We start from the raw sequence: 26190 nt of genomic DNA, 5'->3' as shown, positions 1-26190 counted from the left end.
CGGTCATCCCTTGACGTAGGGGATGCCGTCGGCCGCGGGCGGCCTGGAACGACCCACCAGGCCGGCGACGGCGAGCACGGTTACCAGGTAGGGCAGCATGGCCATGAACTGGCTGGGCACGGGCGTACCGATGATGGTGACAATGCTCTGGAGGTTATCGGCGAATCCGAACAGGAGTGCCGCGAAGAAGGCACCCACAGGGTTCCAGCGTCCGAAGATCAGGGCGGCCAGGGCAATGAATCCGCGGCCTCCGGAGATTTCCTTGGTGAAGCTGTCGATGGCAACAAGGGTGAAGAACGAGCCGCCGATGCCGGCTACAGCACCGCCCAGTGTGACGTTCCAGAACCGGGTGGCGTTGACGTTGATGCCCAAGGTGTCCGCCGCCTGCGGGTGCTCACCCACTGCGCGGACACGCAGGCCCCACCTGGTCTTGAACAGGCCCACCCAGACCACCGCGACAGCGACGTACATGAGGTATCCCACCAGCGACTGCCGGAACAGGATGGGCCCGATGATCGGGATGCTGGAGAGCACGGGGATGTCGATGACGTCCAGGCCGGGCGGCGAGTTGAACTGGGCCTTGTTGGCCTGCATCACGGTGCTGAAGAGGAAGCCGGTCACGCCGGAGACCAGCACATTCAGGACGACTCCGACAATGATCTGGTTAACCAGGTACTTGATGCTGAACAGCGCCAGGACCATGGACACCACCGCGCCCGCTATAGCGGCCGCCAGCAGCCCGACCAAAGCGCTCCTGGTCATGCTGGCAACAATGGCCGCGGTGAAGGCCCCGCCAAGGAGCTGCCCTTCGATGGCGATGTTCACCACTCCAGCGCGCTCGCACAGGACACCGGAAAGTGAACCGAACACGAGCGGGACGGCAAGCGTGACCGACCCGGCGATGAGACCCGCTAATGAGATGGCGGGAGTGCGGGCGCCGCCCACTACCCAGATAAGGAACGCGGCCACGAAGACCACGATGAACGTGACGGGGAGCCAGCCGGGAACCGCCTGGTTCCTTGTCTTCAAATAGACGGCGTAACCGGCCAGTGCAACAAGGAGTACCGACAGCGTGATGCCGCCGGCAAAGGCGTTGATTTCCAGTGCCGGGAGCTGGAAGAAATCACCCTCGGTGGAGATGCCGAAGCTTGCCGTCTGGTGGGGGGCCAGGAGGCCGAAAAACACCAGGGAGATCAACGCGAACACGGCGAGCAGGACCGGGGTTTTCCAGGTGGCCGGTTTGCCCGAAGGCGCCGCGGAGCGGGTGTCGGCCGCGGAGCCGCCGGGCTGGGGGTTGCCGGACCTGGACGATGAAAGTGTTGTGCTCATGCGGCACCTCCGGTTGTGGCTGCCTGCCCGGACTTGGCTGTGCGCGCGGGCTTCCTGCGCCTGGGGTTCAGGCCGAAGACGGCCCGGACCAGCGGCGGTGCGGCGATGAAAAGGACAATCAGGGACTGGACCACCAGGACGATGTCGATGGGGGTGCCGGTCTGGATCTGCATCTGGACCGCTCCGGCGCGGAAAGCGCCGAACAGCAGGCCGGCTGCGAAGGTGCCCCACGGCGTCGAACGTCCCAGCAGGGCAACCGTGATGGCGTCAAACCCGTACGTAGCGGCCACGCCGTCGGTGAGCACCTTTTCGGTGCCGGCAACCTGCGCCACGCCGGACATGCCGGCGAGGCCGCCTGCGATGGCCATGACCAGGATGGTGGAGCGGGAGACGTTGATGCCGGCGGTCTGCGCAGCCTTGGGGTTGGCGCCCACGGCCCGGAACTCGAAGCCCACCGTGGACCGGTTCAGGAGCCACCACACCACAAAGGTGGCGGCGATCGCCAGGAGGAAGCCCAGGTGCAGCCGGTACTGGCTGCCCAGGATCTGCGGGTATACAGCACTGGGGTCCAGGATGGGTGAAATGGGGTTGGACTCCCCCGGACGCTGGAACGCCGGGGTGTTCAGCAGGTAGCGCAGGAAGTAGAGCGCAATGTAGTTGAACATGATGGTCAGGATGACTTCATGGGCTCCGGTCCGGGCCTTGAGCAGGCCCACCAGTCCGGCCCAGAGGGCACCGCCGACGATGCCGGCCACGAGCACCAGCAGCAGATGCAGGCCAACCGGCAGGTGCAGTGCGAAGCCCACCCAGGCCGCCAGGATGCCTGCCACGATGATCTGGCCCTGCGCACCGATGTTGAACAGGCCAGCCCGGAATGCCAGCGCCACGCCCAGGCCGGCAGTGATCAGCGGCGTGGCGATGGTGAGGGTTTCCATGAAGGGGGCGAACTGCGCGGCCAGGCCGTTGCCCCGGGGGTTGAACACCGATCCTTGGAACAGTGCGATGTAGGACCGGGTGGCGGCATTCCATACCGCCGTCAGCATGTCCGTGGGCCTGGCAAAGAAGTAGCTGGAGGTGGCGGCCACCTGCTTGTCCGTGCTTGCGATGAGCAGGCCGCCGATGATCAGCGCCAGCAGCACCGCCAGGACCGAGACCACGCCGCTCCCGGTAAAGATCCGGCGCAGCACGGTATCGGGGCCACCCGGCAACTGTCCGCTTTGGGCCGTGGCCGGAACCGCGGAAGGCTGCATGGCTCCGCCGGCAGTGTCGACGGCTACCACCGCTGCGGTTTCCTCGGCGGCCGGGCTGTCCACGCCCGCATGGGCGGTCGTTTTGTGTGGATCAGCGGCGTGCTGTTCGCCCGCTGCATGTTTGGGGGAAGGCTGGTCAGGCATGGTCGGCTCCCTCGGCGTTGGAGGTGGGGGCCGGGGTCCCGGCCTGCGGGGTGTGTGCGTGCTGCGGTGCGTGCTCTTCCGGCGGTATGCCCGCCATCATGAGACCCAGGACGTCCCGGCTGGTCCCGCCCGGAACGGTGCCCACCAGCCTGCCCTTGTAGAGCACTGCGATCCGGTCGGCCAGCTCCATGACTTCGTCCAGTTCGGTGGAAATAATCATCACCGGGGTTCCCTGGTCGCGCTCTGCCACAATCCGCCGGTGCAGGAACTCGATGGAACCCACGTCCACGCCGCGGGTGGGCTGGGAGGCGATGAACAGGCGCAGGGGGCGGGAGAGTTCGCGGGCCATCACGAGCTTTTGCTGATTGCCGCCGGAAAGTGTTCCGGCGGCAGCTGCAGCCGAGGGCGTCCGCACATCGAATTCACCGATGCGTGCCTTGGCGTTTTCCATGATCTTCGCCGGGCTCATGCTGATCCCCTTGGCGAACGGCGGCTTGTCATAAAGGTCCAGGATCAGGTTCTCGGCCACGGAGAAGGTGCCCACCAGCCCGTCCACTTTGCGGTCTTCCGGAACAAAGCCGACGCCCGCGTCGAGGACTTCCTTGACGGACCGGCCCACCAGTTCCTTGCCGTCCAGGACGATGGAGCCGGTGACCCGGTCCTGCAGGCCCAGGATCGCTTCGGTGAGTTCGGTCTGCCCGTTGCCCTGCACCCCGGCGATGGCCAGGATCTCCCCGCGCTTGATGTGGAAGCTGAGGTGGTCCACCACGTGCTGGCCGTTGGGCGCGACGACGGTGAGGTCGGTGACTTCGAACGTGGTTTCCTTGGGCTGGGCGGGGGCCTTGTCCAAATTCAAGCTGACCGCCCGGCCCACCATCATCGAGGCAAGCTCGGTGGTGGAAGCGGCAGGATCGGCGGTGCCCACCACCTTGCCGCGCCGGATAACAGTGATGGTGTCCGAAACTTCCTTGACCTCGCGCAGCTTGTGCGAAATGAACACGATGGAAGTGCCGCGCGACTTGAGCTGGCGCATGATGTCCAGGAGTTCGTCGGTCTCCTGCGGCGTCAGGACGGCCGTGGGTTCGTCGAGGATGAGGACCTTGGCGTTGCGGACCAGGGCTTTGATGATTTCGACCCTTTGCTGCACGCCCACCGGCAGGTCCTCCACCAGGGCGTCCGGGTCAACGTCAAAGCCGTACTGGTCCGAGATTTCCTTGATGCGCTGCCTGGTCTGGTCCAGGTTGAGGAAGCCGGCGGCTTTGGTGGGCTCGGCGCCCAGCGCCACGTTTTCCGCCACGGTGAACACCGGCACCAGCATGAAGTGCTGGTGCACCATGCCGATTCCCGCGGCCATGGCATCGCCTGGGCCGCGGAAGGCAACCGGCTTGTCATCGATGAGGATGTCGCCCTCGGTGGGCTCGTACAGCCCGTAAAGCACGTTCATCAGGGTGGACTTGCCGGCCCCGTTTTCGCCGAGGAGGCAGTGGATCTGTCCCGGCTCAACCACCACATCGATGTGGTCGTTGGCCAGCAGCGCGCCAAAGCGTTTAGTGATCCCTCGAAGCTCAAGTTTCAAAACTCTGACCAATCTCGAAGCGTCCGGTGATCAGACCGGACGGGATATCTGGCTGCAGCACCAGCCTAGTGGCTGCAGTCCCGGGAGGAGCCGGCCGTGCGGGGTAAACGTTCGGCCAGCAAAAAGCGCCACCGCCCGGCCAGTGGGTGACGGGCCGGCGGCGGCGCTTCCTGTGGTGGATCAGGCCTTGGGGCTTGCTGCGGACTGAACCTTCAGCTTGCCGGCCACGATGTCCTTCTTGATCGCCTCGAGATCGGACTTCAGTTCCGCGGGGACCTGGGAATCGAGGTCGTGGAAGGGTGCCAGCTGCACGCCGTCGTTGGCAAGGGTGCCGACGTACGGGGTGTTGTTGAACTTGCCGTCCTTGTCCTCGGTGACCACGGTTTCCACGGCCTCGCCCATCTGCTTCATGACGGAGGAGAGCATGATGCCCTTGTAGTCCGGGGCGGTGAGGTAGCCGTCGGAGTCAACCCAGATGAGCTTGACGTCCTTGCCGGCGGCCTTGGCCTCGTTCAGCGCGGCGCCCGCGCCCTTGCCCACCGGGCCCGCCACGGGCATGACGATGTCCGCGCCCTGGTCCAGGAAGTTCTTGGTCAGCTGCTTGCCGACGTCCTGCTTTTCGAAGTCGCCGGTGAAGCTGCCGTCCTGGGCGTCCTTGTTCCAGCCGAGCAGCTTGACGTTCTTGCCCTTCTGCTGGTTGTAGTACTTCACGCCGTCGGCGTAACCGTCCATGAAGATGGTCACGGTGGGGATCTTGATTCCGCCGAAGGTGGCCACGGTGCCGGTCTTGGTGGTTCCTGCTGCCAGGTAGCCGGCCAGGAATGCGGCCTGTGCGGTGTCATAGATGATCGGCTTGACGTTGCTGATGGGCTGGTCGTAGCCGAAGTCGATGATGGCGAAGTGCTTGTCCGGGTTAGCGGTTGCCTGGGCCTTGGTGGCGTCACCGAGCAGGAAGCCCACGGTGATGGTGAGGTTGCAGCCGGCCGTGACCATGGCGCGCAGGTTGGGTTCGAAGTCGTTGTTGGTCTTGGACTCGATCTGGTTGACCTTGATGCCGAGGTCCTTCTCCGCTTTCTTCAGGCCCTCGTAGGAGGACTGGTTGAAGGACTGGTCGTCGAATCCGCCGGAGTCCGACACGATGCAGCCGACGTAGTCGCTGGCCCCTGCTGACGGGGTGCTTCCGGCTTCGGGGGCGGCACCGCAGGCAGTGAGCACAAGCGCGGACGCACCAAGGGTGGCCACGCCTGCCATTGAACCGCGCTTGAAGACGGCACGCAGTGATTTGTTCAATTTTCCTCCAGGGATGATGCGAGTGGCGCTACGGGCTGTAGTTCAATGAGTGTCCGTTACGGCGCTGAAATTCTGTTTTCACTGAAGGCACGCAGCACTGCGCCGGAGCGCACTGATGGCACCCACTTTAGTGGCCTGCGCCACGTCCCCATAGCATGCCGGGAGCCCATCCGGAGGATTGTTTACAAGTTGTTACCAAGCAGTAGGGGCACCGCTGGATGCGGTGCCCCTACTGCTGATGGATAGCCCGGTGGCGCCTAGAGCCGGACGAGCATTTTTCCGGTGTTTGCGCCGTCCAGGAGGTCCATGAAGGCCTGCGGCGCGTTCTCGAGGCCATCGACGATCGTCTCGTCGTAGCGCACGGTGCCGTCGGCCAGCCAGCCGGCCATTTTCTCCGCGAACTCGGCGGCGTGCTGGCGCTGCCCGCCTACCAGGAATCCGCGCAAGGTGAGCTGCTTGCCGATTGCCTGCATCAGGTTGTGCGGTGCCGGGGTGGGCTCGGTGGAGTTGTACTGTGCGATGGCGCCGCACATGGCCACCCGGCCGCCCACGTTGAGGACCGCCAGGGCGGCCTCAAGGTGTTCGCCGCCCACGTTGTCGAAGTAGACGTCGATGCCGGCCGGGCCGGCAGCCTTCTCCAGCTGCTCCAGCACAGGACCGTCGTGGTAATCGAAGGCGGCGTCGAAGCCGAGTTCGAGGAGGCGCGCCACCTTGGCCGGGGACCCGGCAGAGCCGATGACCCGGGAGGCGCCCATGGCTTTGGCGATCTGGCCCACCAGGGAGCCGACCGCGCCGGCCGCCCCCGAGACGAAGACGACGTCCCCGGGCTTGAACTCCGCAACCTTCAACAGTCCGGTGTAGGCCGTGAGCCCGGTCATGCCCAGGGCGCCGAGGAAGGCGGAAGCAGGTGCCAGGTCGGTGCGGGCCGGGGTGGCAGCGCTGCCGTCCACCACGGCGTACTCGCGCCAGCCCAGGGAATGGACGACGACGTCGCCCTCCTTATGTGCCGACGAACGGGATGCGACCACCTCACCCACCGCGCCGCCGTCGAGCACCTTGCCGACGGCGAAGGGTGCGGAGTAGGACTTGACGTCGTTCATCCGGCCGCGCATGTACGGGTCTACCGACATGAAGAGGTTGCGTACCAGGACCTGGCCGTCTTCAAGTGCGGGCAGCGGTGACTCTGCCAGTTCGAAATTGTCGCCGGTGGGACGCCCGACAGGGCGCGAGGCGAGCCGGATTTCACGGGTGGTGGTTGCCAGGGCTGTGCTCATGCTGCGTACTCCAGGATCTTGAGGTCGACGTTGATGTTGCCGCGGGTGGCGTTCGAATAGGGGCAGACCTGGTGCGCCTTGGCCACCAGGTCCTCCGCGGTGGCGAGGTCGAGGGCGGGGAGGGCGATTTCCAGTTCGGCGGCCAGCCCGAAGCCGGCTCCGCCGTCCAGTTGTCCCAGGTGGATCTTCGCTGCCACTGCCGAGTCCGTCAGGTCGGCACCCGCCTTGCGGCCCACCAGGCGCAGGGCTGAGTGGAAGCAGGCGGCGTATCCGGCGGCGAATAGCTGTTCGGGATTGGTGCCCTGGCCGTTGCCGCCCAGTTCGACGGGGCTGGCCAGGTCCACTGCCAACCGGCCGTCGTTGCTGCGCGCGGTGCCGTCGCGCCCTTCGCCGGAGGCAAGTGCCTCGGCGGTGTAGAGAGTCTTCACGAAAGATGTCCGTCCTGTTGGTGGGATGGTGCAGGATTGGGCGCTCAGAGCGACTGATGCAGCGCGGCCGTGAGCTTGCCCAGGGTGGCCCGCAGTTGTTCAAGTTCGTCCAGGGACAGCCCTGCGGCGTCGGCCAGCCGCTGCGGGATGGCGCTGGCCGGCCCGCTGAGGCTTCGCCCGGCGGGCGTCAGGTGGATGGCGACGCGGCGCTCATCCTCGCCGGACCGCCGGCGCTCCACGAGCCCGAGCGCTTCCAGGCGCTTGAGCAGCGGGGACAGCGTGCCTGAGTCCAGGCCGAGTTCCCCGCCGAGTTCCTTCACGCCCCGTGGTTCGCTTTCCCACAGCACCAGCATCACCAGGTACTGCGGGTAGGTAAGTCCCAGTTGGTCGAGGACCGGCCGGTAGACCGCGGTGGCGGCCCGGGATGCTGAGTACAACGCAAAACATACTTGCCGGTCCAGGCGGGGCGCTTCGGTCATACCACCACGGTAGCGCACAACTTAGTTGTGCACAACTTACCCGGGGTCGGGCGGCCGGGCGTGGACCGCCGTCGTGCTTTCCCGACGGCGGTCCGCACCTTCTTGTGGCAGGCCGGCGCAGGGCGGGTGGTGCTAGGGGATGGCGGGCTGCTCGAGGTCCCGGATGGTCCGCAGGGCCGCCGCGGTCAGCACCCGGATGCCCAGGCCCAGGGAACGTTCGTCCAGGATGTAGTCGCCACGGTGCAGGTCGTAGTCCTCGCCGCCGGGCGTCTTGGTGCCAAGGCGCATCATCGCCCCGGGAAGCTCGGCCAGGAACCAGGCAAAGTCCTCGCCGCCCATGGACTGCGGGGTGAGCACCACGGCGCTTTCGCCGATCTCGGCGCGGGCAGCGGCCTCGATCAAGGCCGTCTCGTGTTCGGAGTTCACCACCGGCGGCACTCCCCTGGTGTGCTCCAGGTGCACGTCCACCCCGTAGGGTGCCGCCACCTGGTGGACTACCTCGTCAAGGAGCTCGCCGGCGGCGTGCCAGGCTTCCCGGTCCAGGCAGCGCATGGTGCCGGCCATGTAGCCCGCACCCGGGATGGCGTTCGGCGCCGAGCCCGCGGTGATCTGCCCCCACACCACGGACACGCCGCTGCGCACGTCCACGCGGCGGGACAGCACGGCCGGGACATTGACCGCGATCTGGGCCAGTGCGAACACCAGGTCCTCGGTGAGGTGGGGGCGCGACGTGTGGCCCCCGCGTCCGGAAAGTTCAATACGGATCGTGTCGGAGGCAGACGTGATGGCACCGATCCGGGTTCCCACCTTGCCCACTTCGATCCGGGGGTCGCAGTGCAGCGCCAGAATCCGGGGCACGCCTTCCAGGACGCCCTGCTCAATGCAGGAGTGCGCGCCGCCGGGCATGGTCTCTTCCGCGGGCTGGAAGATGATCCGGACGGTGGCGCCGAGGGGTGTTTCCTGGTGCATCCGGTTCAGGACCAGGGCTATGCCCAGCATGGTGGTGGTGTGGACGTCGTGGCCGCAGGCGTGGGTGACGCCGTGGTTCTTCGACGCGAACGGCAGGCCCGTTTCCTCGATGATGGGCAGGGCATCGATATCGCCGCGCAGGGCGGTGGCGATGGGGCCTTCGCCCACGTCCACCGTCAGTCCGGTGCCTTCCAGGCGGCGAGGGCTCAGCCCGGCGGCTTCGAGCCGCTCGGCAAGCTTGTCGGTGGTACGGAACTCCTTGAAGGACAGTTCCGGGTGCGCATGGAGGTCCCGGCGGAATTCGATCAGTTCCGGCAGGAGCGGTTCGAGCCACGGAGCCACCAGGGCGGTGGGCTCGGCTTCAGTCGTGTAATTGCGCACTGCTTCACTCTAGCGACGGTAGAGGCTTAAGCACCCATTCACTGACGCCGCATTACATCCGGAACCTGCCGGCACCCGAAGGTGCCGGCAGGTTCCCAGGTCAGAGAACGTCCGTGTCCCCGCTTGCCTTGAGGGCATCCACGGCTGCTTTTACGCGCTGCGAGTTGGCCATGGTGGTCACCAGCAGGGCGTCGGGGGTATCGACGATGACGACGTCCTGGATCCCGATCAGGGCGATGACGCGCTTGGTGTCGGTGACCACGACGCCGCTTGAGTTCTCGGTGAACACGCGGGCACCTTCGCCCAGGACGGTGACGTCGTCCACTTCCTTGGCACTGTTAAGCCGGCCCACGGAGGCGAAGTCGCCAACGTCGTCCCAGCGGAAGGTACCAGGCACGACGGCGACGTCCCCGGCTTCGGCGGCGGGCTCGGCCACTGCGTAGTCAATGGCGATTTTCGGCAGGGTTGGCCAGACGCGCGCGGTGACCTCGTCGCGCTGCGGGGTGTCCCACGCCCGGGCGATTTCCTGCAGGCCCTGGAACAGCTCCGGCTGGTTGGCCTCGAGGTGCTTGAGCATCAGGGACACGGGCGCCACGAACATTCCGGCGTTCCATACGTAGTCACCGCTGTCCACGTACTGCTGGGCCACCATTTCGTCCGGCTTCTCGACGAACTCCACCACGTCATGGGCGCTGGGAGCGCCTTCGATGTTCAGCGCCTTGCCGGAACGGATGTAGCCGAAGCCGGTGGACGGGTGGGTGGGCTTGATGCCGATGGTCACGATCTTGCCCGCGGCAGCCGTGTGGATTGCCTCGCGGACGGCCTGCTGGAACAGGTGGTCCGGGCTGATCACCTGGTCGGCGGCGAAGGAACCCATGATGGTGTCGGGATCGCGTTCATGCAGGATTGCCGCCGCGAGGCCGATGGCCGCACCCGAGTCCTTGGGCTCCGATTCAAGGACGAGGTCGCCGTCGTTGACTTCCGGGAGCTGCCGGCACACGGCTTCACGGTGGGCCTTGCCAGTGACCACCAGCATCCGGTTGCCTGCCAGTGGCTGCAGCCGGTCATAGGTGGCGCGCAGCAAGGTGCTGCCCGATCCGGTGAGATCGTGAAGGAACTTGGGAGCTGCTGCTCGTGACAGTGGCCAGAGGCGGGTCCCCACTCCGCCTGCCGGAATCACCGCAATGAAGCGGTCAAGGGGTGAAACCGGGCTTGTCACTTTGTCTGTACTCATCACGGCTACTTTAGCCGAAGGGCCGCTCAGGGCTCCTGCGGCAACGCAATCGTCCCGCATTTTGCCGCACTCCCCCGCCAACCACTTCCCAAAAAGCCCGAGAGCATGTGGCGTTGGTCTCATTTCGCCCGAAAATCCGCACCAGCACTGGGCACCAATAAACGCCTAAATTGAATAAGCTGTTAGCGGAGCCTAGATTTAGGCCTGAGCTACGAGTGCTCTCGCAGCAGGCGTTCCCCCCGCATGGATCTCATGCCAGCGCCGCTGTGTTGCAGGGAGGTTTATCAGTGCCGACAAAACCAGCTGGCACCTTGTACCGCGGCCGTGAAGGCATGTGGTCCTGGGTAGGACACCGCATTACCGGTGTAGTGATCTTTTTCTTCTTGTTGGTCCACGTCCTGGACACCTCCTTGGTGCGTGTGTCACCGGAGGCCTACACCGCCGTGATCGGCGCCTACAAGAACCCCCTGATGGCGCTGGGCGAGACCGGCCTCGTTGCCGCCATCGTTTTCCACGCCTTCAACGGCCTGCGGATCATTGCCGTCGACTTCTGGAAGAAGGGCGCCAAGTACCAGCGGCAGATGCTGTGGGCAGTCCTGGCCCTGTGGGTCGTGACCATGGTTGCCTTCTCCATCCGCCATCTGTCCCTCGCCCTCGGAGGTCACTAAGCCATGACTGCAACCATCGAGAGCCCCCGCAGCGGGCGGATCGCCCCCCAGTACCGCCGCAGCGGCGGCTCCAAGGGCAACTTCGAGATGATCGCCTGGCTGTTCATGCGCCTTTCCGGCGTGGTGCTGGTGGTCCTCATCTTCGGCCACCTGTTCGTGAACCTCATGGTCGGCGAAGGCATCCACGCCATCGACTTCGGCTTCGTGGCCGGCAAGTGGGCGGACCCGTTCTGGCAGTTCTGGGACCTGGCCATGCTGTGGCTGGCCATGCTGCACGGCACCAACGGCGTGCGGACCATCATCAACGACTACGCCGAGAAGACCTTCACCCGCCGCTGGCTGAAGACCGTGCTCTACGCAGCGGCCGTGGTCATCATCCTCCTGGGCACCCTGGTGATCTTCACGTTCAACCCGTGCCCCGTGGTGAACGGCGTTGCCCTTCCGGGCGGTTTCTGCCCTGCCTAGCACTGGCACAACCCCGGGGCCCGCGGGCTTTCCCGCGGGCCCCGTTTTGCGGAGCAGGCAAAGCCGCCCCGTTGTTTCATAGCGAATTTTGAGAGAAAGAGCATCTGGTATGCAGGTCCATAAGTACGACGTCGTCATCGTCGGTGCCGGTGGCGCTGGCATGCGCGCCGCGATCGAATCCGGTCAGCGCGCGCGCACAGCAGTACTGACCAAGCTCTACCCCACCCGCTCGCACACGGGTGCGGCACAGGGTGGCATGTGTGCCGCCCTTGCCAACGTCGAGGAAGACAACTGGGAATGGCACACCTTCGACACCGTCAAGGGCGGCGACTACCTGGTTGACCAGGACGCAGCCGAGGTCATGGCCAAGGAAGCCATTGACGCCGTGCTGGACCTGGAAAAGATGGGCTTGCCCTTCAACCGCACGCCTGAAGGCCGGATCGACCAGCGCCGCTTTGGCGGCCACACCCGGGACCACGGCAAGGCACCGGTCCGCCGCGCATGCTACGCCGCGGACCGCACCGGCCACATGATCCTGCAGACCCTGTACCAAAACTGCGTCAAGCACAACGTTGAGTTCTACAACGAGTACTACGTCCTGGACCTGCTGACGGTTGAAGAGGACGCCGTGCGCGCAGACGGCACCCCCTACAAGCAGAAGCGCGTTGCCGGCGTCGTCTCCTACGACCTGGCATCCGGTGAACTGCACGTCTTCCAGGCCAAGTCCGTGGTGTTCGCCTCCGGCGGCGCCGGCAAGGTCTTCAAGACCACCTCGAATGCACACACCCTCACCGGTGATGGCATGGGCATCGCGTTCCGCCGCGGCATCCCGCTGGAGGACATGGAGTTCTTCCAGTTCCACCCGACAGGCCTCGCGGGCCTGGGCATCCTCCTCTCCGAGGCCGCCCGCGGTGAAGGTGCCATCCTCCGCAACTCCGAGGGTGAGCGCTTCATGGAGCGCTACGCCCCCACCATCAAGGACCTCGCGCCGCGTGACATCGTGGCCCGTTCCATGGCCAACGAGGTGCGCGAAGGCCGCGGCTGCGGCCCGAACAAGGACTACGTCCTCCTGGACCTGACCCACCTGGAGCCTGCGCACATCGATGCCAAGCTTCCGGACATCACTGAGTTCGCCCGCACCTACCTGGGCGTGGAACCGTACACGGAGCCGGTACCGGTGTTCCCCACCGCGCACTACGCCATGGGCGGCATCCCCACGAACATCCAGACCGAGGTCCTGCAGGACAACGACACCGTGGTCCCCGGCCTCTACGCCGCCGGTGAAGTGGCCTGCGTGTCCGTCCACGGTTCCAACCGCCTGGGCACCAACTCGCTGCTGGACATCAACGTGTTCGGCAAGCGCGCCGGCATCGCCGCTGCCGAGTACGCCAAGACCGCGCAGTTCGTGGAACTGCCGGAGAACCCGCTGGCCTACACTACCGATCTGCTGGACATCGCCCGCAACGGCACCGGCGACGAGAAGGTGGCGCAGATCCGCAAGGAACTGCAGGACACGATGGACGCCAACATGCAGGTGTTCCGCACCGCGGACACCCTGAACCAGGTGCTGCGCGACATTGCTTCCTTCGAGGAGCGGTACAAGCGCATCAACGTCCAGGACAAGGGCAAGCGTTTCAACCTGGACCTGCTCGAGGCCGTTGAGCTCGGCTTCCTGCTGGAACTGGCCAAGGTCATGACCGTGGCCGCCCTGCACCGCGAGGAATCCCGCGGCGGACACTTCCGCGAGGACTTCCCCGAGCGTGACGACGAGAAATTCATGAAGCACTCCATGGCGTACAAGGACGACCACGCGCCGGCTGACGGATCGGCGGAGTCAATCGCCGGCATCCGCCTCGCCACCAAGCCGGTTGTCTTTACCCGCTACGAGCCGATGGTGAGGAAGTACTAAGATGACCGCTGAAATCGCTGAGCCAGCCTCAAAGGTTGAACTTCCTGCCGGCGTTGGCGGAGGCGGGGAAATCCCCACGTTCGACGTCCACATGCGCGTCCGCCGGTACAACCCGGAGGTTTCCGAGGAAGCCACCTGGGACGACTTCCACCTGACCATGTACGGCACGGACCGTGTCCTGGACGCCCTGCACAAGGTGAAGTGGGAGATGGACGGCACGTTGTCCTTCCGCCGCTCCTGCGCCCACGGCGTATGCGGCTCCGACGCCATGCGCATCAACGGCCGCAACCGCCTTGCCTGCAAGACGCTGCTCAAGGACCTGGACACGTCCAAGCCCATCACGGTTGAGCCCATCAAGGGCCTGCCGGTGGAGAAGGACCTCATCGTGGACATGGAACCCTTCTTCCAGTCGTACCGCGAAGTCATGCCCTTCCTGATCAACAAGGGCCACGAGCCCACCCGGGAACGCCTGCAGTCCGCTGAGGACCGTGAGCGCTTTGATGACACCACCAAGTGCATCCTGTGTGCCGCGTGCACGTCCTCCTGCCCGGTGTTCTGGACCGATGGCCAGTACTTCGGCCCGGCAGCGATCGTCAACGCGCACCGCTTCATCTTCGACTCCCGAGACGATGCCGGCGACATGCGCCTTGAGATCCTCAACGACAAGGAAGGCGTGTGGCGCTGCCGCACCACCTTCAACTGCTCGGAGGCCTGCCCCCGAGGCATCCAGGTCACCCAGGCCATCGCGGAAGTGAAGCAGGCCATCCTGGCCCGCAGGATCTAACCGCGTTCAACAACCTGGATAACGGCCGACGGCGTCGCTCACCACGTGTGGTGGCGGCGCCGTCGTCGTTCCAGCACCTAAGCACCCGGATGCTCTATCAGCTTTGGTCGCTAAACCTGGGGTTTGGGGACCAAGACTGATAGAGCAAGCTGTCCGCCCACAGAAAGGGTCCCCCTTGTCCCGCTCCGAAAAAGTCACCTTCGCCGGTTCCACAGGCGAGCTGCTGTCCGGCATCATCGACGTCCCGGAAGGTCCCGTCAAGGGCTGGGGCGTCTTCTCGCACGGGTTCACCCTGGGCAAGGACAGCCCCTCCGCAGCGCGCATGTGCAAGGCGCTGGCGGACAGCGGCATCGGGATGCTGCGCTTCGACAACCTGGGCCTGGGCGGCTCCGCCGGTGAATGGTCCGCAGGTTCCTTCAGCCACAAGGTAGCCGACACGGTGAAGGCGGCAGAGTTCATGCGCAGCGAGGGGAAGGAGATTTCCCTGCTGGTGGGACACTCGTTTGGCGGTGCAGCAGTGCTTGCTGCGGCGCGGGACATTCCGGAACTCGACGCCGTTGCCACAGTGGGTGCCCCCTTCTCCCCCAAGCACGTGGCACACGTCTTCGATGCTGCATTGGACAGGATCCTCAGCGAGGGCAGCGCCGAGGTGGACCTCGGCGGCAAGCGGGTGGAGATCCGACGGCACTTCGTGGAGGATCTGGAAAATGCGGACCTGACGGACTGCATCAAGCAGCTGCACAAGCCACTGATGGTGCTGCACTCCCCCACCGACAACACGGTGGGGATCGAGAACGCCAGCACCATCTTCCAGACCGCCAGGCACCCGCGGAATTTCGTGTCCCTTGAGGGCAGCGACCACCTGCTGACGGGGAAGGGCCAGGCTGCCCGTGCTGCGCGCATCATCGCAGCATGGGCCGACCAGTACCTCGACGCCGCATCAGCCTGACGCCCTGCCCGGTGCCCCGCGGGTAACTACTTGCCGATCGCTGCCTTGCTCTCGCTGAGCCACTGCTCGGCGGCCTTCTCCGGCGTGAGCCGCTTGAACAGGACCTCGGTGTTGATCCGGGCGGTGATTTCGGAAACCGCGGTGGAACCGGTGGGGCCGATGTACGTGGGGGCGAAGTCCATCTTGCCGATTTGGTTGATGTACTCCGCTTCCACCTTGCCTTGCGGTGTGAGCAGGTCCTGGATGGCGGCGCGCATCTCGGAGTTGCCGGGGATGCCCCTGTCGCTCTTGATAATCTTGGCCGCGGCCTGGTTATTGACCAGGAAGTTCACAAGCTTTGCGGCGGCGTCCGTGTGCTTGCTGCGGGCCGAGATGGTGTAGAACTGCGAGGACTGGAGCCAGATTCCCGGGGTGGGTTTTTCGCCGGGGAGCTTGAGCAGTTTCAGCTCCGCGCCGGAGGCCTTGCTGAGGGCGGTCAGTGAATTGCTCCACGTGAGCATCATCCCCGCCTTGCCCATGCCCATCAGGGTCTGCTCCGTGCTGACGTTGAGCTTCTCCACCGTTTCCGACGCACTTGGAGCGGCTCCGGATTCGCTGAGCTTCAGCGAATAATCGAAGTAGTCCTGCACCGTCTGCTTGTCCAGCCCCAACTGGCCGTCCTGGGTGTAGAGGGATTTGCCGCGCTGGCGGGCGAAGGCATCCAACGAGTCATGGGTGAGGACCGTGGCCGTCCCGTACGTCCCCTTGGGGCTCTTGGCCGTGATGTCGCCGGCGATCCTGGCGAAGTCATCCCAGCTCCAGCTGCTGTCATCCGGCAAAGGCACACCTGCCGCCGAGAAGACAGCGGGATTGACCACGATGGCCAGGGCGTTGGCACCTGTGGAGACACCGTACTGCTTGCCTTTGACCTGTCCGTTTTCCAGCGCACCCTGATCGATCCTGGACAGGTCCAGGGAGCCCTGCACCTTGGTCAGGTCCAGCAGCGCCCCGCGGTTGGCGTACTCGGCGGGGTAGGCGCCGCCCATGGTGATGACGTCCGGAGCGTCATTGGCGGCCACCTGGGTTGCCAGCTTGTCGAAGTAGCCGCCGATGTCGCCGTATTCCGGCTTGACCTTGATGTTGGGGTTGGCGGCTTCAAACTCCGCAATCGCCTTGTTGGTCAGCTCGGCGCGGCCGGCATTGCCCCACCAGGAGAACCGGATTTCCACCGGCCCCTCCTCAGCCTTGTTGGAGGATGGGCTGGAACAGCCGGCGGTCACGGCCAGAAGGGCTGCGGCCGATAGGACGGCAAGGGATTGGCGGATTCTCCGGGCAGCGTGACGCGTCATTGGGCAGGCTTCTTCCGTAAGTGCGGGTGACGAGAAAGCGGTTTCGTGAAACGTATCAATTGGTATGGCGGTCGTCAATAGGCCGACGATTACCCATTCAGGCCTTCCCGCGCGCCGATAGTTTCGAACGCAGTGCCTCGCGCCAAGCGCCTTGACAGCATCCTCGAACCAGCAAAAGATAGAACCGCCGGAAACCGCTTTCTTCATCCTCCGCCGCTCTTCAGTCGCAGAGGCCAGCTATCCGTGCGTCCGGAAAATTCGCGGCGCCGGCAACAGATTACCGTCAGGAGGGCGTCCACCATGCACAGCCGCAGCAGCACCGCAGGGCAGCAGGCCATGACCCAGGCACAACGGCCATCCGGCGCTATCGACCGGAAGGCGCTGGTGCAGCGCCATAACGTCCGGCAGTGCAGGCTTGATACCCGAAGCCCCGTATCCGTAGGCAACGGCGAGTTCGCTTTCACCATTGACCTCACCGGGCTGCAGACCCTGCCGGCAGAGTATCCGGTGGGGCCGCGCGAGGAAAAACTCCCGCCCGGAACCCTGCTGGGGACGCAGTCGAATTGGGGCTGGCACTCCACGCCCGGCGGCGACCGGTACACCCTGGCAGGGTCCACCGTCCTCTATGAATCACCACGGGGACCCGTCCCTTACGTGGACATGATGGGAGACATTGTCAATGACCGCGAGACGGGCACCTCCGCCGCGGAAACCTGGCTGCGGGCAAATCCGCACCGCCTTGACCTGGGACGCGTCGGTTTTCAGCTGCTGCAGGACGGAGCCAGCCGGCCGATCAATTCCGCGGAACTCTCCGACAGCGGCCAGACACTGGATCTGTGGACGGGTGTTGTCGCCAGCTCCTTCACCGTTGCCGGCCATCCAGTGCAGGTCACCACGGCCTGCCACCCCCACCGCGATGAGCTCGGGATCCGTGTGGAGTCCCGGGCGCTCCGGGAGGGCCTGGTGATTGCCATCGACTTCCCGTACGGGTCAGAGGCCTGGCACGATGCTGCCGAGTGGGGCCAGTCCGCTGCCCATGCCACCAGTCTTCACGGACCCCACCCCGCCGAGCTCCACCCGGGGGCGCCCAGCTGGACTGTGGACCGCGCGCTGGACAACTCGCGGTACCAGGTGGTGGTCAGCGGGCACGGCCTTGATGTGGAGCAGGCTGGAGCGCACTCGGTACGCATCTGCCTGGACACGCATTCCGGGCCGGACGTCCTGGACCTGTCCGTTGCCTTCGTGTCCGGGGGCGATGGTGACTGCATCCCCAGGGGCGGCGCCGGCCTTTCCCAGGTGGCAGGCAAGGCGTGCGCAGGCAGCGAGCCTCGTTCCGCCGTCGGGCCTTCCCCTGACGCCCCTCAGCCTCCTGGCGGAAGCCAGCCCGGCAGCAACGTTGCGGCTGCCTCAATGGAGCACTGGCCCAGGTTCTGGCGCTCCGGAGGTGCCATCGAACTGGCCGCCACTCCGGACGCGAGGGCGAAGGAGCTGGAACGACGCATCGTCCTCTCCCAGTACCTGACCGCCGTCAACTGCTCCGGATCGCTGCCGCCGCAGGAAACGGGCCTGGTGTGCAACTCGTGGCGGGGACGTTTCCACCTGGAGATGCACTGGTGGCACGCCGCCCATTTTGCGCACTGGAACCGCGCGGAACTGCTCCTCCCCTCCCTGCGCTGGTATACAACGGTGCTGGAGTCGTCCCGGCAGACGGCACGGGCGCAGGGGTTCGACGGCGCCCGCTGGCCAAAGCAGGTAGGTCCGGATGGAAGGGAGAGCCCCAGCCCGATCGGGACGTTCCTGATTTGGCAGCAACCACATCCCCTCCACCTGGCGGAACTGGCGTATCGGGCCAACCCCGGCCGCGAGGTGCTGGAGGAGTTCGCGGACATCGTGTTCGAGTCCGCGGAGTTCATGGCCAGCTTCGCCCACCCCACGCCGCGCGGTTTCGAACTTGGTCCGCCGCTCATCCCCGCGCAGGAGAGCTATGGGTCCATGCGGGCCAAGGTCATGAATCCCACCTTCGAACTTGCCTACTGGCAGTGGGGCCTCCGGACCGCCGCCGCGTGGCGGGAACGGCTGGGCCTGGAACCTGTTCATGCCTGGCAGGCGGTGGCCGACGGGCTGGTGCGCCCGCGGGTGGTCAACGGTGTCTACGCAGCCATGGACGTGGAACCATTCACCGTCAGGACGGACCATCCCTCCATGCTCTGCGCCCTCGGCGTCCTGCCGCTGACGGGACTGATTGATGAAGCAACCATGCGGGCAACGCTGGATGACGTCCTGGCCGACTGGGACTGGGGCAGCACGTGGGGCTGGGACTACCCGGTGATGGCCATGACGGCCGCGCGGCTGGGTGACCCGGAGGCCGCCGTGGACGCGCTCCTGCAGGACGCCGGCAAGAACACGGTCCTGCCGAACGGGCACAACCGCCAAACGGACTCCCTGCCCTTGTACCTTCCGGGCAACGGCGGTCTGCTTGCCGCGGCCGCGCTGATGGCCGCTGGCTGGGACCACGGCCCGGAGGGGCATGCACCCGGTTTTCCACCGGGCTGGACAGTGGCCTGGGAGGGGCTGGTGCCGGCTCCCTGACTGTGAAAGTTGGCGTGGCGTGCAGCCTGCCGGGCAGTATCAGGTCTGGGGTGTGGCGCGCTTTGCCCCGAGGATGGTCTTGCGGGGAGTGCCGCCGGACTCCAGGTCCGCCTCGCGTACGGCGGCCCACCCCGCCGAGACGAGGTAGACCTGGCTGACCAGGTTAAACCAGATCAAAAGCCCGATGATGACGGCAAACGAGGCCAGGAGGGGGTTGCGGCCGGCACCGCCCAACAGCTCAGTGCTGAAGATCTGCAGGATGGTGGTGCCCAGGGCCGCGAGGATGGTGCTTTCAAGCAAAGCCCGCCGGGACAGCTTCAGGCCTGCGGCCAGCCGGAACATGATCAGCGCCGTGACCCAGTTGAGGACCAGCGGCACAATGATCTTCACGGACGTGGTGAGGGGCCCGGCCAAGGCGTCAGTGAGGTGCAGGAAGTTGGAAACCCACCCGGCTGCCGTGCCGAAGACCAGCGAAGCGGCCGCGCTGATCACCAGGGACAGGCCCAGCAGCAGCAGGATTCCGGCGTCGCGCAGCTTCAGCAGGATGGGATTGACCATCAGCGGCGGCAGCTGCAGTACGCCCCGGAGGCCGTCGCGCATACCGTTGATCCAGCCGAGCGAAGTGACCACGGTGACCACGGCGCTGATTACTGCAGTCCAACCCAGGCCGCTGGGATCCAGCAGGTCCTTGGGGTCCACAAGGCCCTGGCCGCCGTTGATTTTGAGGAGGCCGGGGGCGCTGGCGGCCACGCTGCTGACGATGGTGTCGAGCAGGGCCGGTTGGCCGCTCAGCACCAGGCCGGCAATGGAAAAGCCGGTGGCCAGCAGGCCGGTGATGGAGAAAAACATGTTGAAGCCTATGCCGGCACTCATCAACGGCCCGTAGTGGAGGGTGTAATGGCGGAAGGCCCTCATGGGCCGCAGGACGTTCAGGCGGGCGGTGAACCACTGCCCCAGGACCATCAGCGCTGCGAACTTCCCTCCGGACTTGCGGGCCCGGTTCCACTCAATCCGTTTTTCGATGACCGCCAGCTTCAACCGGTCAAGCTCGGTAGGCAGCGGCTGCTGGTTATTCTGCTTCGGTGGGGGCGTCCGCGGCAGCATCCGGAAGGCCGGTGCTGCCGTGGTTGTCAGTTTCGGTCCCAAAGTCCAGCTCTTCCCGTAGCTGCCAGATGCCGTCGGCATCATGCTCATAGAGTCCCATGCTAACCACGGGGAAGGTGGCCCTGTAGTTCTTTAGCACCGTTTCGGCCTCATCCAGGCTTTCCGGGGCGACGTCGTGGGCGATGGTGACGTGGGGATGGTAGGCAAAAGGCAGTTCGCGATGGAGCGGGCCCTGCTGAAGCTTGCGGTGCAGGTCCACGCAGTCATCGAACCCGTCCTCAACGTTGATGAAGACGACGGGCGAAACGGGCCGGAAGGTCCCCGTCCCGGCGATGGTGACCTTGAACGGACTCTGGCGCCGGGCAACCTCACGGACATGCCGGCGCGTGGCTTCCCAGTCCCGCGTGGGGGTGGTGGTGACCAGGGTGATGTGCGCCGGCACCACATCGGCCATGGGGTCACCGAAGGACGCGCGCCAGCGCTGCAGTTCCCCTGCTATCTCAGCCGGGAACCCCAGGATGACGCCCACGCTGATTTCTTCACTCCGTGCTTCATGCTCCGCAGCCGCATTCCTGCTGGATTGGTCTCCGAACCGGTCGGCCAGGGACTGCTCCACCTGTCCGGCGGCGCAGGCACCTCCCCTGGCGGTGACGTTTCTCGAAGACATGGTGCTAGCGGACTCCTGCGAGGCTGAGGGACGGCAGGAAGCCCATGCGCTGATACACCTGGCCCAGCGTGACCGAGGCGATCTCCCTGGCCCGTTCCGCACCAAGGGCCAGCAGCCGGTCGAGTTCCGCGGGGTCGGCCATCAGCTCGTTGGTCCGGTTGCGGAGCGGGGTGATGAAGTCCACCACCACCTCGGCGAGGTCCACTTTGAGGTGGCCGTACATCTTCCCCTGGTACTCGGCTTCGAGGTCCGCCACGGACTTGCCCGTCAGGGACGAGTAGATGGTCAGCAGGTTGGACACCCCGGGCTTCTCCTCAGGATCGAAGCGGATGTCCGTTCCGGCGTCGGTCACGGCCGACTTGATGCGCTTGGCCGCGATCTTGGGATCCTCCAACAGCTGGATGGCACCGTTGGGGGACTCCCCCGTCTTGGACATCTTGGCGCTGGGATTCTGGAGGTCGTAGATCTTGGCGCTTTCCTTGACGATCGTGGCCTCGGGGACGGTGAACGTGTGCCCGAACCGGGTGTTGAACCGCTGCGCCAGGTTCCGGGTCAGTTCAAGGTGCTGGCGCTGGTCCTCGCCCACCGGTACCAGGTCGCTCTGGTACAGCAGGATGTCCGCGGCCATAAGTGTGGGGTAGGCGAACAGGCCCAGGGTTGCCGAATCTGCACCGGACTTCTGGGTTTTGTCCTTGAACTGCGTCATCCGGGAGGCCTCGCCGAAACCGGTGATGCAGTTCAGCGCCCAGGCAAGCTGTGCGTGCTCGGGAACGTGGGACTGGACGAAGAAAATGCTCTTGTCCGGGTCAATTCCGGCGGCGATGTACTGGGCCGCGACGATGCGGGTGCGCTTTGCCAGTTCGGCGGGGTCGAAGTCGACCGTGATGGCATGCAGGTCAGGGATGAAGAAGACGGCGTCGTACTCCGCCTGCATGTCCACCCAGTTGCGCACAGCGCCAATGTAGTTGCCCAGGTGCAGGGAATCAGCCGTGGGCTTGGCGCCGGAAAGAATGCGCTTCTTGTCAGTGGAGGAAGTCTGGGTGGTCATGGAAAAACTTTCGGGCTTAGAGCTGGTAGTCCACTACCAGCGGGGCGTGGTCGGAGAAGCGGGTGTCCCAGGTGGCTGCACGGTCCACAACAGCCGAAATGGCGGACGCGGCAAGTTCGGGGGTGGCCATGTGGTAGTCGATGCGCCAGCCGGTGTCATTGTCGAACGCCTTGCCGCGCCAGGACCACCAGGTGTACGGCCCGTCGACGTCGCCGGCCAGGTTCCGGTGGACGTCATGCCAGCCAACCTCCTCGCCGAAGAAGCGGTCGAAGTACGCGCGTTCCTCCGGCAGGTGCCCGGCCTTCTTGAGGTTGCCCTTGGAGTTCCGGATGTCCCGGGGCGTGTGGGCGACGTTCAGGTCTCCCACCACCAGCGCATGGTCGCTATGCTTGGTCAGCTCCGGAAGCCGGGTGTGCATGGCGTCCAGGAAGCGGTACTTGTCATCCTGCTTGGGAGTTCCCACTTCACCTGAATGCACGTAGGCGCTGGCGACGGTGAGCTGGACGGGGTTTCCTGCAGCGTCAGGGACGCGGAAATCCGCTTCCACCCAGCGTCCGGCGGTGGCGAAGTAATCGTCGCCGATGCCGTTCCTGGTTTCCAGCGGTTCCAGCCGGGATGCGATGGCGACGCCGGCGCGGCCTTTCGCCTCAGCCTCGGCGTGCAGGATATGCCAGCCATCCCCCAGCAGCTCCCGGACGATGGCGTCAGGGGCGCGCACTTCCTGCAGGCAAAGGATGTCCACTTCGCGCGGCTCCAGCCATGCCGCCATACCGTTTTTGTAGGCAGCCCGGAGGCCGTTGACGTTCACGGATGCGATGCGAAGGTGGTCCTTGTTCAATGCCGAGCTCACCCGCTCCACTCTAGTCGATGATGGTTCCGGTCACCGGCTCCCCGTTGCCCCCGGAGGACTTGATCATGTCCCGGGCATTGGCGGCTGTGATCTGGATGGTCTCGAGGGCGCGGTTGATGGTGTCGTGGTTCGCGGCGTCGCCCTTGGCACGCTCCTCCTCCACCACGCGGATTTGTACCTGGACGATCTTGAACGAATGGTCCAGCTTCAGGTCGCGCACCTCGTCAGCCTCGGTGCGTTCGTAGATCACCTGCGTCCCCCCGTGGTCGGCCGATACGCGGGCCGGACCACGTCCGGCTGCCGTCTGGAACGCGCTCTGGGCCTCTGACAGCTTCGCCCCGGCCTTCTTGGCGGCCCGCTGGATGCTGAAGACCACGAACGCAGCCAGCGCAAGCCAGAAGCCGGCGATGATGGCCACAACCCAGCCCACGACGTCGTTCTGGTTCGCTGCGAAAATAACCGCCACAACGAAAGCCGTCACCAGGACCATCAGCCCCGGTCCGCTGATCCGGAACATCGAAAAACCGCCCCGGGCGGGTTTGGAGGATGACGAGGAGCTGCCCAAAGTTCGCATGCAGCCATTGTCTCAAACGGAACACTGTGCTTCCGCCGCCTTCCACCCCCGGCGAACAAACCCCCGCTCCCCCAACTGACTCGCAGTAGTTGTCGTTCTGACGGCTCAAAACGACAAGTAATGCGACCTAGTTGGACGCGGGCATCACTTCAGGAACAGGCTCCGCAGGCGCAGGGTGGTCAGCAGCATGCCGACTGCGGTCATCACCAGGTAGTAGCCCACGTGCAGGAGTGTGGCGGACGTGAAGCTTCCCACGCTGATCTGCCGCAGCAGCTCCACCCCGTGCCACAGCGGCATGGCCTGGATGAACCACTGGATGGGCTGCGGATACACGCTCAAGGGGTAGAAGGTGGCACTGAACAGGAACATGGGCAGCAGGATGAAGTTGATCCAGTCCATCTGCTGGAAGGTCTTGAGGAAACTGGTGATGCCCATGCCGAGGCTGGCGAACCCGAAGGCAATCAGCACGGACGCTGGAATCATGAGCAGCGCCCAAGGCGAAGTGATCAGCCCCATGACCCCCATGACCGCCGTGAATCCGGTGGCGTAGAGCATGCCCCGCAGCAAGGCCAGGAAGATCTCTCCCAGCGCGACATCCAGCGGGCCCAGCGACGTGTAGAGCATGCCCTGGTAGAGCTTGGCGAAGTTCATCTTGAAGAAGACGTTCCACGTGGAGTCATACACCGCACCGTTCATGGCCGAGACAGCCAGCAGGGCAGGGGCAATGTAGGCGGCGTAGCTGATGTGTGTACCGTCAGGCCCCTGGACCTCGCCCACGATGGCCCCGAGGCCCACGCCCATGGAGATGAGGAATAGGACCGGCTCGAAGAATCCGGACACCATCACTAGCCAGTTGGTGCTCCGCGTGGCCATAAGCCCGCGGGCAATTACTGCCCTGGCGTTGCGGGAGTACAGCGGCCCGAACGTCCGGCTGCGCGCCTGCGCGGGGGCGCTCACTGGCCCAGCCTCAGGGCGAAGCGGCGCCGCGTCAGCACCCATCCCAGGACAGCCAGCCCCGCCAGCACGGCGGCGTGGACAACCGTGAGGAGCAGCGGTTCACGGTAACCGAAACTGAACACCCGGCCCAGTTCCGTGCCGTGCCAGATGGGTGAGATCCACCCGATCCAGCGGACGGCCAGTGGCAGGTTCTCCAGCGGGAAGAACGTGCCGGAGAACAGGAACAGCGGCATCACAATGAACCTCATCACCAGCGCGAACTGGCCCTTGTCCTCAGTGATGGAGGCCGAGTAGGCCATCAGCGGCAACCCAAAGGCGAGCCCCGTCAGGGTGGCCACCAGGATGCCCACCCAACCCCAACCCGACGGGGAAGCGCCGAACAGTGCCACGGCGGCAAAGTAGATGGCTGACTGCAGCAGCAGGCGCAGCGTCACGGCAATGATCTGGCCGGCGGCAATCTGCTGCGGTGTCAGCGGCGAGGCATGGGGGCCAAAGTAGATCCGCCGCCACTTGAACCCGTCCATGATGGGAAACGTGAACTCGTTGGCAGCAGTCATCACGGCGGCGGACACCAGCAGCGCCGGGGCGATGAAGGCCAGGTAGGAGACGCCGCCGAAGGCCTCGTTGCCGGTATCCACCAGGGTGGCCAGGCCCACACCCATGGCGAACAGGTACGCCACTGGCTGGCCGACGCTGTACATCACGATGGACCAGGTGTACCCCTTCATGACGCGGAGCACCTGCTCCGCATAGTAGAAGGCACCCCAACGCCGCGCCTTGGCCGCCGAGACCTCCGGCGCGTGCGCCCGCAGCGCGGGGCGCGGGCCAACCCCCGACACTGATTCAGCCAACCCGCCTGATTCAGTCAATCCCCCGGATTCAGTCAACGAGGCTCCGCCCGGTGAGCCGGAGGAACACGTCCTCCAGCGAGGACCTGCGGACCAGCGACGTCAGCGGCCTCAGGCCGCGGGCCGATACCTGCTCAAGCGCGGACTCGCCGTCGTGCGCGTACATCAGCACCCGGTCAGGCAGCACCTCAAGCCTTTCCCCGATGCCCTCCAGCTGCGACCCGATGGTGGCGTTGCGTTCCGAACCGAACCGCAGCTCCACCACTTCCCGGGTGGAGTGCTCACGGATCAGCTCCGCGGGCGAGCCCTCGGCCATGATCCGGCCCTTGTCCACCACGATCAGCCGGTCGCAGAGCTGCTCAGCCTCGCCCATGTAGTGCGTGGTGAGGATCAGGGTGACGCCCTGCTCCTTCAGCCGGAACAGCCGGTCCCAGAGGATGTGGCGGGCCTGCGGGTCGAGTCCCGTGGTGGGCTCGTCCAGCAGCAGGATCCGCGGTTCGTTGATCAGGGACCGCGCGATTGTGAGGCGGCGCTTCATGCCGCCGGAGAGGGCGTCCACCCGGGATTTGGCCTTGTCCGTCAGCTGGGCGAATTCCAACAGTTCATCGGCCTTGGGCTTGAGGTAGCTCATGGGCAGGCCGAAATAGCGACCGTAGACCAGGAGGTTGTCGCGTACGCGCAGTTCCTCGTCCAGGTTGTCCTGCTGCGGCACCACGCCCAGGTGCGCGCGCACCTCAGGGCCGTGGGTGTCCGGGTCCAGCCCCATAATGCTGAGCTGCCCCGCGGAGCGGCGCGTGACACCGCCGATCATCTTCATGGTGGTGGACTTGCCCGCGCCGTTGGGCCCGAGCAGCCCGAAGGACTCCCCCGCGGGCACGGCAAAGGAGATGCCGTCGACGGCGGCAACATCACCGTAGGTCTTGGTCAGGTTTTCGGCGGAGATGACGGTGCCGGACGGCGGGCCCGTGGTCAGGGTGCCGGCAGGCGTCAGGGCGTGGTTGTGCACCTGTGCAGACTAGTGGAGGCGGGGCGGATGTGGAAGGACGCTTGCAGTTTCGTTATTAAACGTCCGACGGCGGCACGGCGCCTTTCCTGG

General features: G+C 65.4%; 24 protein-coding genes. 6 read left to right on the top strand and 18 right to left on the bottom strand.

Annotation, left to right across the window (positions count from 1 at the left end):
* Positions 1 to 3: 3 nt before the first annotated feature.
* The 9 genes from LFT46_RS06190 to LFT46_RS06150 form a co-directional block, all read right to left on the bottom strand.
* Complete coding sequence (locus LFT46_RS06190; RefSeq protein ID WP_236821597.1) at positions 4 to 1329, bottom strand: ABC transporter permease; 1326 nt, start codon at positions 1327 to 1329, stop codon at positions 4 to 6.
* Positions 1326 to 2723 carry an ABC transporter permease gene (locus LFT46_RS06185; RefSeq protein ID WP_236821596.1) on the bottom strand — a complete coding sequence of 466 codons (1398 nt, stop codon included), beginning with the start codon at positions 2721 to 2723 and terminating at the stop codon, positions 1326 to 1328. The genes LFT46_RS06190 and LFT46_RS06185 overlap by 4 nt, the downstream gene beginning before the upstream one ends.
* A complete protein-coding gene (locus LFT46_RS06180) occupies positions 2716 to 4299 on the bottom strand; it encodes an ABC transporter ATP-binding protein (protein ID WP_236821595.1) in 1584 nt (527 codons plus the stop codon). Before LFT46_RS06180 ends, LFT46_RS06185 begins: the two co-directional genes overlap by 8 nt.
* 180 nt (positions 4300 to 4479) lie before the next feature.
* Complete coding sequence (locus LFT46_RS06175) at positions 4480 to 5589, bottom strand: BMP family lipoprotein (protein WP_442863677.1); 1110 nt, start codon at positions 5587 to 5589, stop codon at positions 4480 to 4482.
* 257 nt (positions 5590 to 5846) lie between these two features.
* Complete coding sequence (locus LFT46_RS06170; RefSeq protein WP_236821594.1) at positions 5847 to 6863, bottom strand: NADP-dependent oxidoreductase; 1017 nt, start codon at positions 6861 to 6863, stop codon at positions 5847 to 5849.
* On the bottom strand, positions 6860 to 7291 hold the full coding sequence (locus LFT46_RS06165; RefSeq protein ID WP_142130706.1) for an organic hydroperoxide resistance protein: 432 nt from the start codon (positions 7289 to 7291) through the stop codon (positions 6860 to 6862). The genes LFT46_RS06170 and LFT46_RS06165 overlap by 4 nt, the downstream gene beginning before the upstream one ends.
* Positions 7292 to 7335: 44 nt before the next feature.
* The gene (locus LFT46_RS06160; protein ID WP_236821593.1) at positions 7336 to 7770 is read right to left on the bottom strand and encodes a MarR family winged helix-turn-helix transcriptional regulator; all 435 of its coding nucleotides are present in this window, start codon (positions 7768 to 7770) and stop codon (positions 7336 to 7338) included.
* A gap of 132 nt (positions 7771 to 7902) precedes the next feature.
* Positions 7903 to 9120 (bottom strand): amidohydrolase, encoded by a 1218-nt coding sequence (locus tag LFT46_RS06155; RefSeq protein WP_236821592.1) that lies wholly within the window; start codon positions 9118 to 9120, stop codon positions 7903 to 7905.
* Between the two features lie 100 nt (positions 9121 to 9220).
* Positions 9221 to 10354 carry a mannose-1-phosphate guanylyltransferase gene (locus LFT46_RS06150; RefSeq protein WP_236801531.1) on the bottom strand — a complete coding sequence of 378 codons (1134 nt, stop codon included), beginning with the start codon at positions 10352 to 10354 and terminating at the stop codon, positions 9221 to 9223.
* A gap of 332 nt (positions 10355 to 10686) precedes the next feature.
* Between LFT46_RS06150 and sdhC the strand changes: the two genes are divergently transcribed.
* From sdhC to LFT46_RS06125, 5 genes are all read left to right on the top strand, one after another.
* On the top strand, positions 10687 to 11022 hold the full coding sequence (sdhC, locus tag LFT46_RS06145; protein ID WP_026265921.1) for a succinate dehydrogenase, cytochrome b556 subunit: 336 nt from the start codon (positions 10687 to 10689) through the stop codon (positions 11020 to 11022).
* A 3-nt stretch (positions 11023 to 11025) separates the two neighbouring features.
* A complete protein-coding gene (locus LFT46_RS06140) occupies positions 11026 to 11487 on the top strand; it encodes a succinate dehydrogenase hydrophobic membrane anchor subunit (protein ID WP_236821591.1) in 462 nt (153 codons plus the stop codon).
* Positions 11488 to 11596: 109 nt separating this feature from the next.
* The gene (gene sdhA, locus LFT46_RS06135) at positions 11597 to 13396 is read left to right on the top strand and encodes a succinate dehydrogenase flavoprotein subunit (RefSeq protein ID WP_236801530.1); all 1800 of its coding nucleotides are present in this window, start codon (positions 11597 to 11599) and stop codon (positions 13394 to 13396) included.
* 1 nt (position 13397) lies between these two features.
* Positions 13398 to 14180, top strand: coding sequence for a succinate dehydrogenase iron-sulfur subunit (locus LFT46_RS06130; protein WP_142130712.1), 783 nt, complete (start codon positions 13398 to 13400; stop codon positions 14178 to 14180).
* Positions 14181 to 14355: 175 nt separating this feature from the next.
* Positions 14356 to 15129, top strand: coding sequence for an alpha/beta hydrolase (locus LFT46_RS06125; protein ID WP_236801529.1), 774 nt, complete (start codon positions 14356 to 14358; stop codon positions 15127 to 15129).
* Between the two features lie 26 nt (positions 15130 to 15155).
* On the opposite strand, the gene LFT46_RS06120 is transcribed toward LFT46_RS06125, so the two are convergent.
* Positions 15156 to 16457 carry an ABC transporter substrate-binding protein gene (locus LFT46_RS06120; protein WP_236821590.1) on the bottom strand — a complete coding sequence of 434 codons (1302 nt, stop codon included), beginning with the start codon at positions 16455 to 16457 and terminating at the stop codon, positions 15156 to 15158.
* Between the two features lie 300 nt (positions 16458 to 16757).
* Between LFT46_RS06120 and LFT46_RS06115 the strand changes: the two genes are divergently transcribed.
* The gene (locus LFT46_RS06115) at positions 16758 to 19046 is read left to right on the top strand and encodes a hypothetical protein (protein ID WP_236821589.1); all 2289 of its coding nucleotides are present in this window, start codon (positions 16758 to 16760) and stop codon (positions 19044 to 19046) included.
* A gap of 39 nt (positions 19047 to 19085) precedes the next feature.
* Here LFT46_RS06115 and LFT46_RS06110 read toward each other — a convergent pair whose 3' ends face one another.
* The 8 genes from LFT46_RS06110 to LFT46_RS06075 all read right to left on the bottom strand — a co-directional run bounded on the left by LFT46_RS06110 (position 19086) and on the right by LFT46_RS06075 (position 26100).
* On the bottom strand, positions 19086 to 20057 hold the full coding sequence (locus tag LFT46_RS06110) for a YihY/virulence factor BrkB family protein (RefSeq protein ID WP_236821995.1): 972 nt from the start codon (positions 20055 to 20057) through the stop codon (positions 19086 to 19088).
* 58 nt (positions 20058 to 20115) lie between these two features.
* On the bottom strand, positions 20116 to 20817 hold the full coding sequence (locus tag LFT46_RS06105) for a 2'-5' RNA ligase family protein (protein ID WP_236821588.1): 702 nt from the start codon (positions 20815 to 20817) through the stop codon (positions 20116 to 20118).
* Positions 20818 to 20821: 4 nt separating this feature from the next.
* Positions 20822 to 21865: a tryptophan--tRNA ligase gene (gene trpS, locus LFT46_RS06100; RefSeq protein ID WP_236821587.1), complete on the bottom strand. Its 1044-nt coding sequence runs from the start codon at positions 21863 to 21865 to the stop codon at positions 20822 to 20824.
* A 16-nt stretch (positions 21866 to 21881) separates the two neighbouring features.
* Positions 21882 to 22715 carry an exodeoxyribonuclease III gene (locus tag LFT46_RS06095; protein WP_236821586.1) on the bottom strand — a complete coding sequence of 278 codons (834 nt, stop codon included), beginning with the start codon at positions 22713 to 22715 and terminating at the stop codon, positions 21882 to 21884.
* Positions 22716 to 22725: 10 nt separating this feature from the next.
* Positions 22726 to 23289, bottom strand: a complete 564-nt coding sequence (locus LFT46_RS06090; protein ID WP_236801521.1) for a hypothetical protein — start codon at positions 23287 to 23289, stop codon at positions 22726 to 22728.
* 144 nt (positions 23290 to 23433) lie between these two features.
* Positions 23434 to 24288 carry an ABC transporter permease gene (locus LFT46_RS06085; protein WP_373462166.1) on the bottom strand — a complete coding sequence of 285 codons (855 nt, stop codon included), beginning with the start codon at positions 24286 to 24288 and terminating at the stop codon, positions 23434 to 23436.
* Positions 24243 to 25097 (bottom strand): ABC transporter permease, encoded by an 855-nt coding sequence (locus LFT46_RS06080; protein WP_236801519.1) that lies wholly within the window; start codon positions 25095 to 25097, stop codon positions 24243 to 24245. Before LFT46_RS06080 ends, LFT46_RS06085 begins: the two co-directional genes overlap by 46 nt.
* A 28-nt stretch (positions 25098 to 25125) precedes the next feature.
* The gene (locus LFT46_RS06075) at positions 25126 to 26100 is read right to left on the bottom strand and encodes an ABC transporter ATP-binding protein (RefSeq protein WP_236821584.1); all 975 of its coding nucleotides are present in this window, start codon (positions 26098 to 26100) and stop codon (positions 25126 to 25128) included.
* Positions 26101 to 26190: the final 90 nt, after the last annotated feature.

Source organism: Arthrobacter sp. FW306-07-I (assembly GCF_021800405.1).
Classification (GTDB): Bacteria; Actinomycetota; Actinomycetes; order Actinomycetales; family Micrococcaceae; genus Arthrobacter.
This window is presented reverse-complemented; position numbering and strand designations above follow the sequence as displayed.

What these genes read in the sequence shown, in the direction of transcription:
- LFT46_RS06160 (WP_236821593.1), bottom strand. Translation starts at nt 7,770, where the DNA reads ATGACCGAAGCGCCCCGCCTGGACCGGCAAGTATGTTTTGCGTTGTAC.
- trpS (WP_236821587.1), bottom strand. Translation starts at nt 21,865, where the DNA reads ATGACCACCCAGACTTCCTCCACTGACAAGAAGCGCATTCTTTCCGGC.
- LFT46_RS06115 (WP_236821589.1), top strand. Translation starts at nt 16,758, where the DNA reads ATGCACAGCCGCAGCAGCACCGCAGGGCAGCAGGCCATGACCCAGGCA.
- LFT46_RS06150 (WP_236801531.1), bottom strand. Translation starts at nt 10,354, where the DNA reads ATGAGTACAGACAAAGTGACAAGCCCGGTTTCACCCCTTGACCGCTTC.
- LFT46_RS06190 (WP_236821597.1), bottom strand. Translation starts at nt 1,329, where the DNA reads ATGAGCACAACACTTTCATCGTCCAGGTCCGGCAACCCCCAGCCCGGC.
- LFT46_RS06170 (WP_236821594.1), bottom strand. Translation starts at nt 6,863, where the DNA reads ATGAGCACAGCCCTGGCAACCACCACCCGTGAAATCCGGCTCGCCTCG.
- sdhC (WP_026265921.1), top strand. Translation starts at nt 10,687, where the DNA reads ATGTGGTCCTGGGTAGGACACCGCATTACCGGTGTAGTGATCTTTTTC.
- LFT46_RS06130 (WP_142130712.1), top strand. Translation starts at nt 13,398, where the DNA reads ATGACCGCTGAAATCGCTGAGCCAGCCTCAAAGGTTGAACTTCCTGCC.
- LFT46_RS06090 (WP_236801521.1), bottom strand. Translation starts at nt 23,289, where the DNA reads ATGCGAACTTTGGGCAGCTCCTCGTCATCCTCCAAACCCGCCCGGGGC.
- LFT46_RS06140 (WP_236821591.1), top strand. Translation starts at nt 11,026, where the DNA reads ATGACTGCAACCATCGAGAGCCCCCGCAGCGGGCGGATCGCCCCCCAG.
- LFT46_RS06120 (WP_236821590.1), bottom strand. Translation starts at nt 16,457, where the DNA reads ATGACGCGTCACGCTGCCCGGAGAATCCGCCAATCCCTTGCCGTCCTA.
- LFT46_RS06085 (WP_373462166.1), bottom strand. Translation starts at nt 24,288, where the DNA reads ATGGGTGCTGACGCGGCGCCGCTTCGCCCTGAGGCTGGGCCAGTGAGC.
- LFT46_RS06105 (WP_236821588.1), bottom strand. Translation starts at nt 20,817, where the DNA reads ATGTCTTCGAGAAACGTCACCGCCAGGGGAGGTGCCTGCGCCGCCGGA.
- sdhA (WP_236801530.1), top strand. Translation starts at nt 11,597, where the DNA reads ATGCAGGTCCATAAGTACGACGTCGTCATCGTCGGTGCCGGTGGCGCT.
- LFT46_RS06185 (WP_236821596.1), bottom strand. Translation starts at nt 2,723, where the DNA reads ATGCCTGACCAGCCTTCCCCCAAACATGCAGCGGGCGAACAGCACGCC.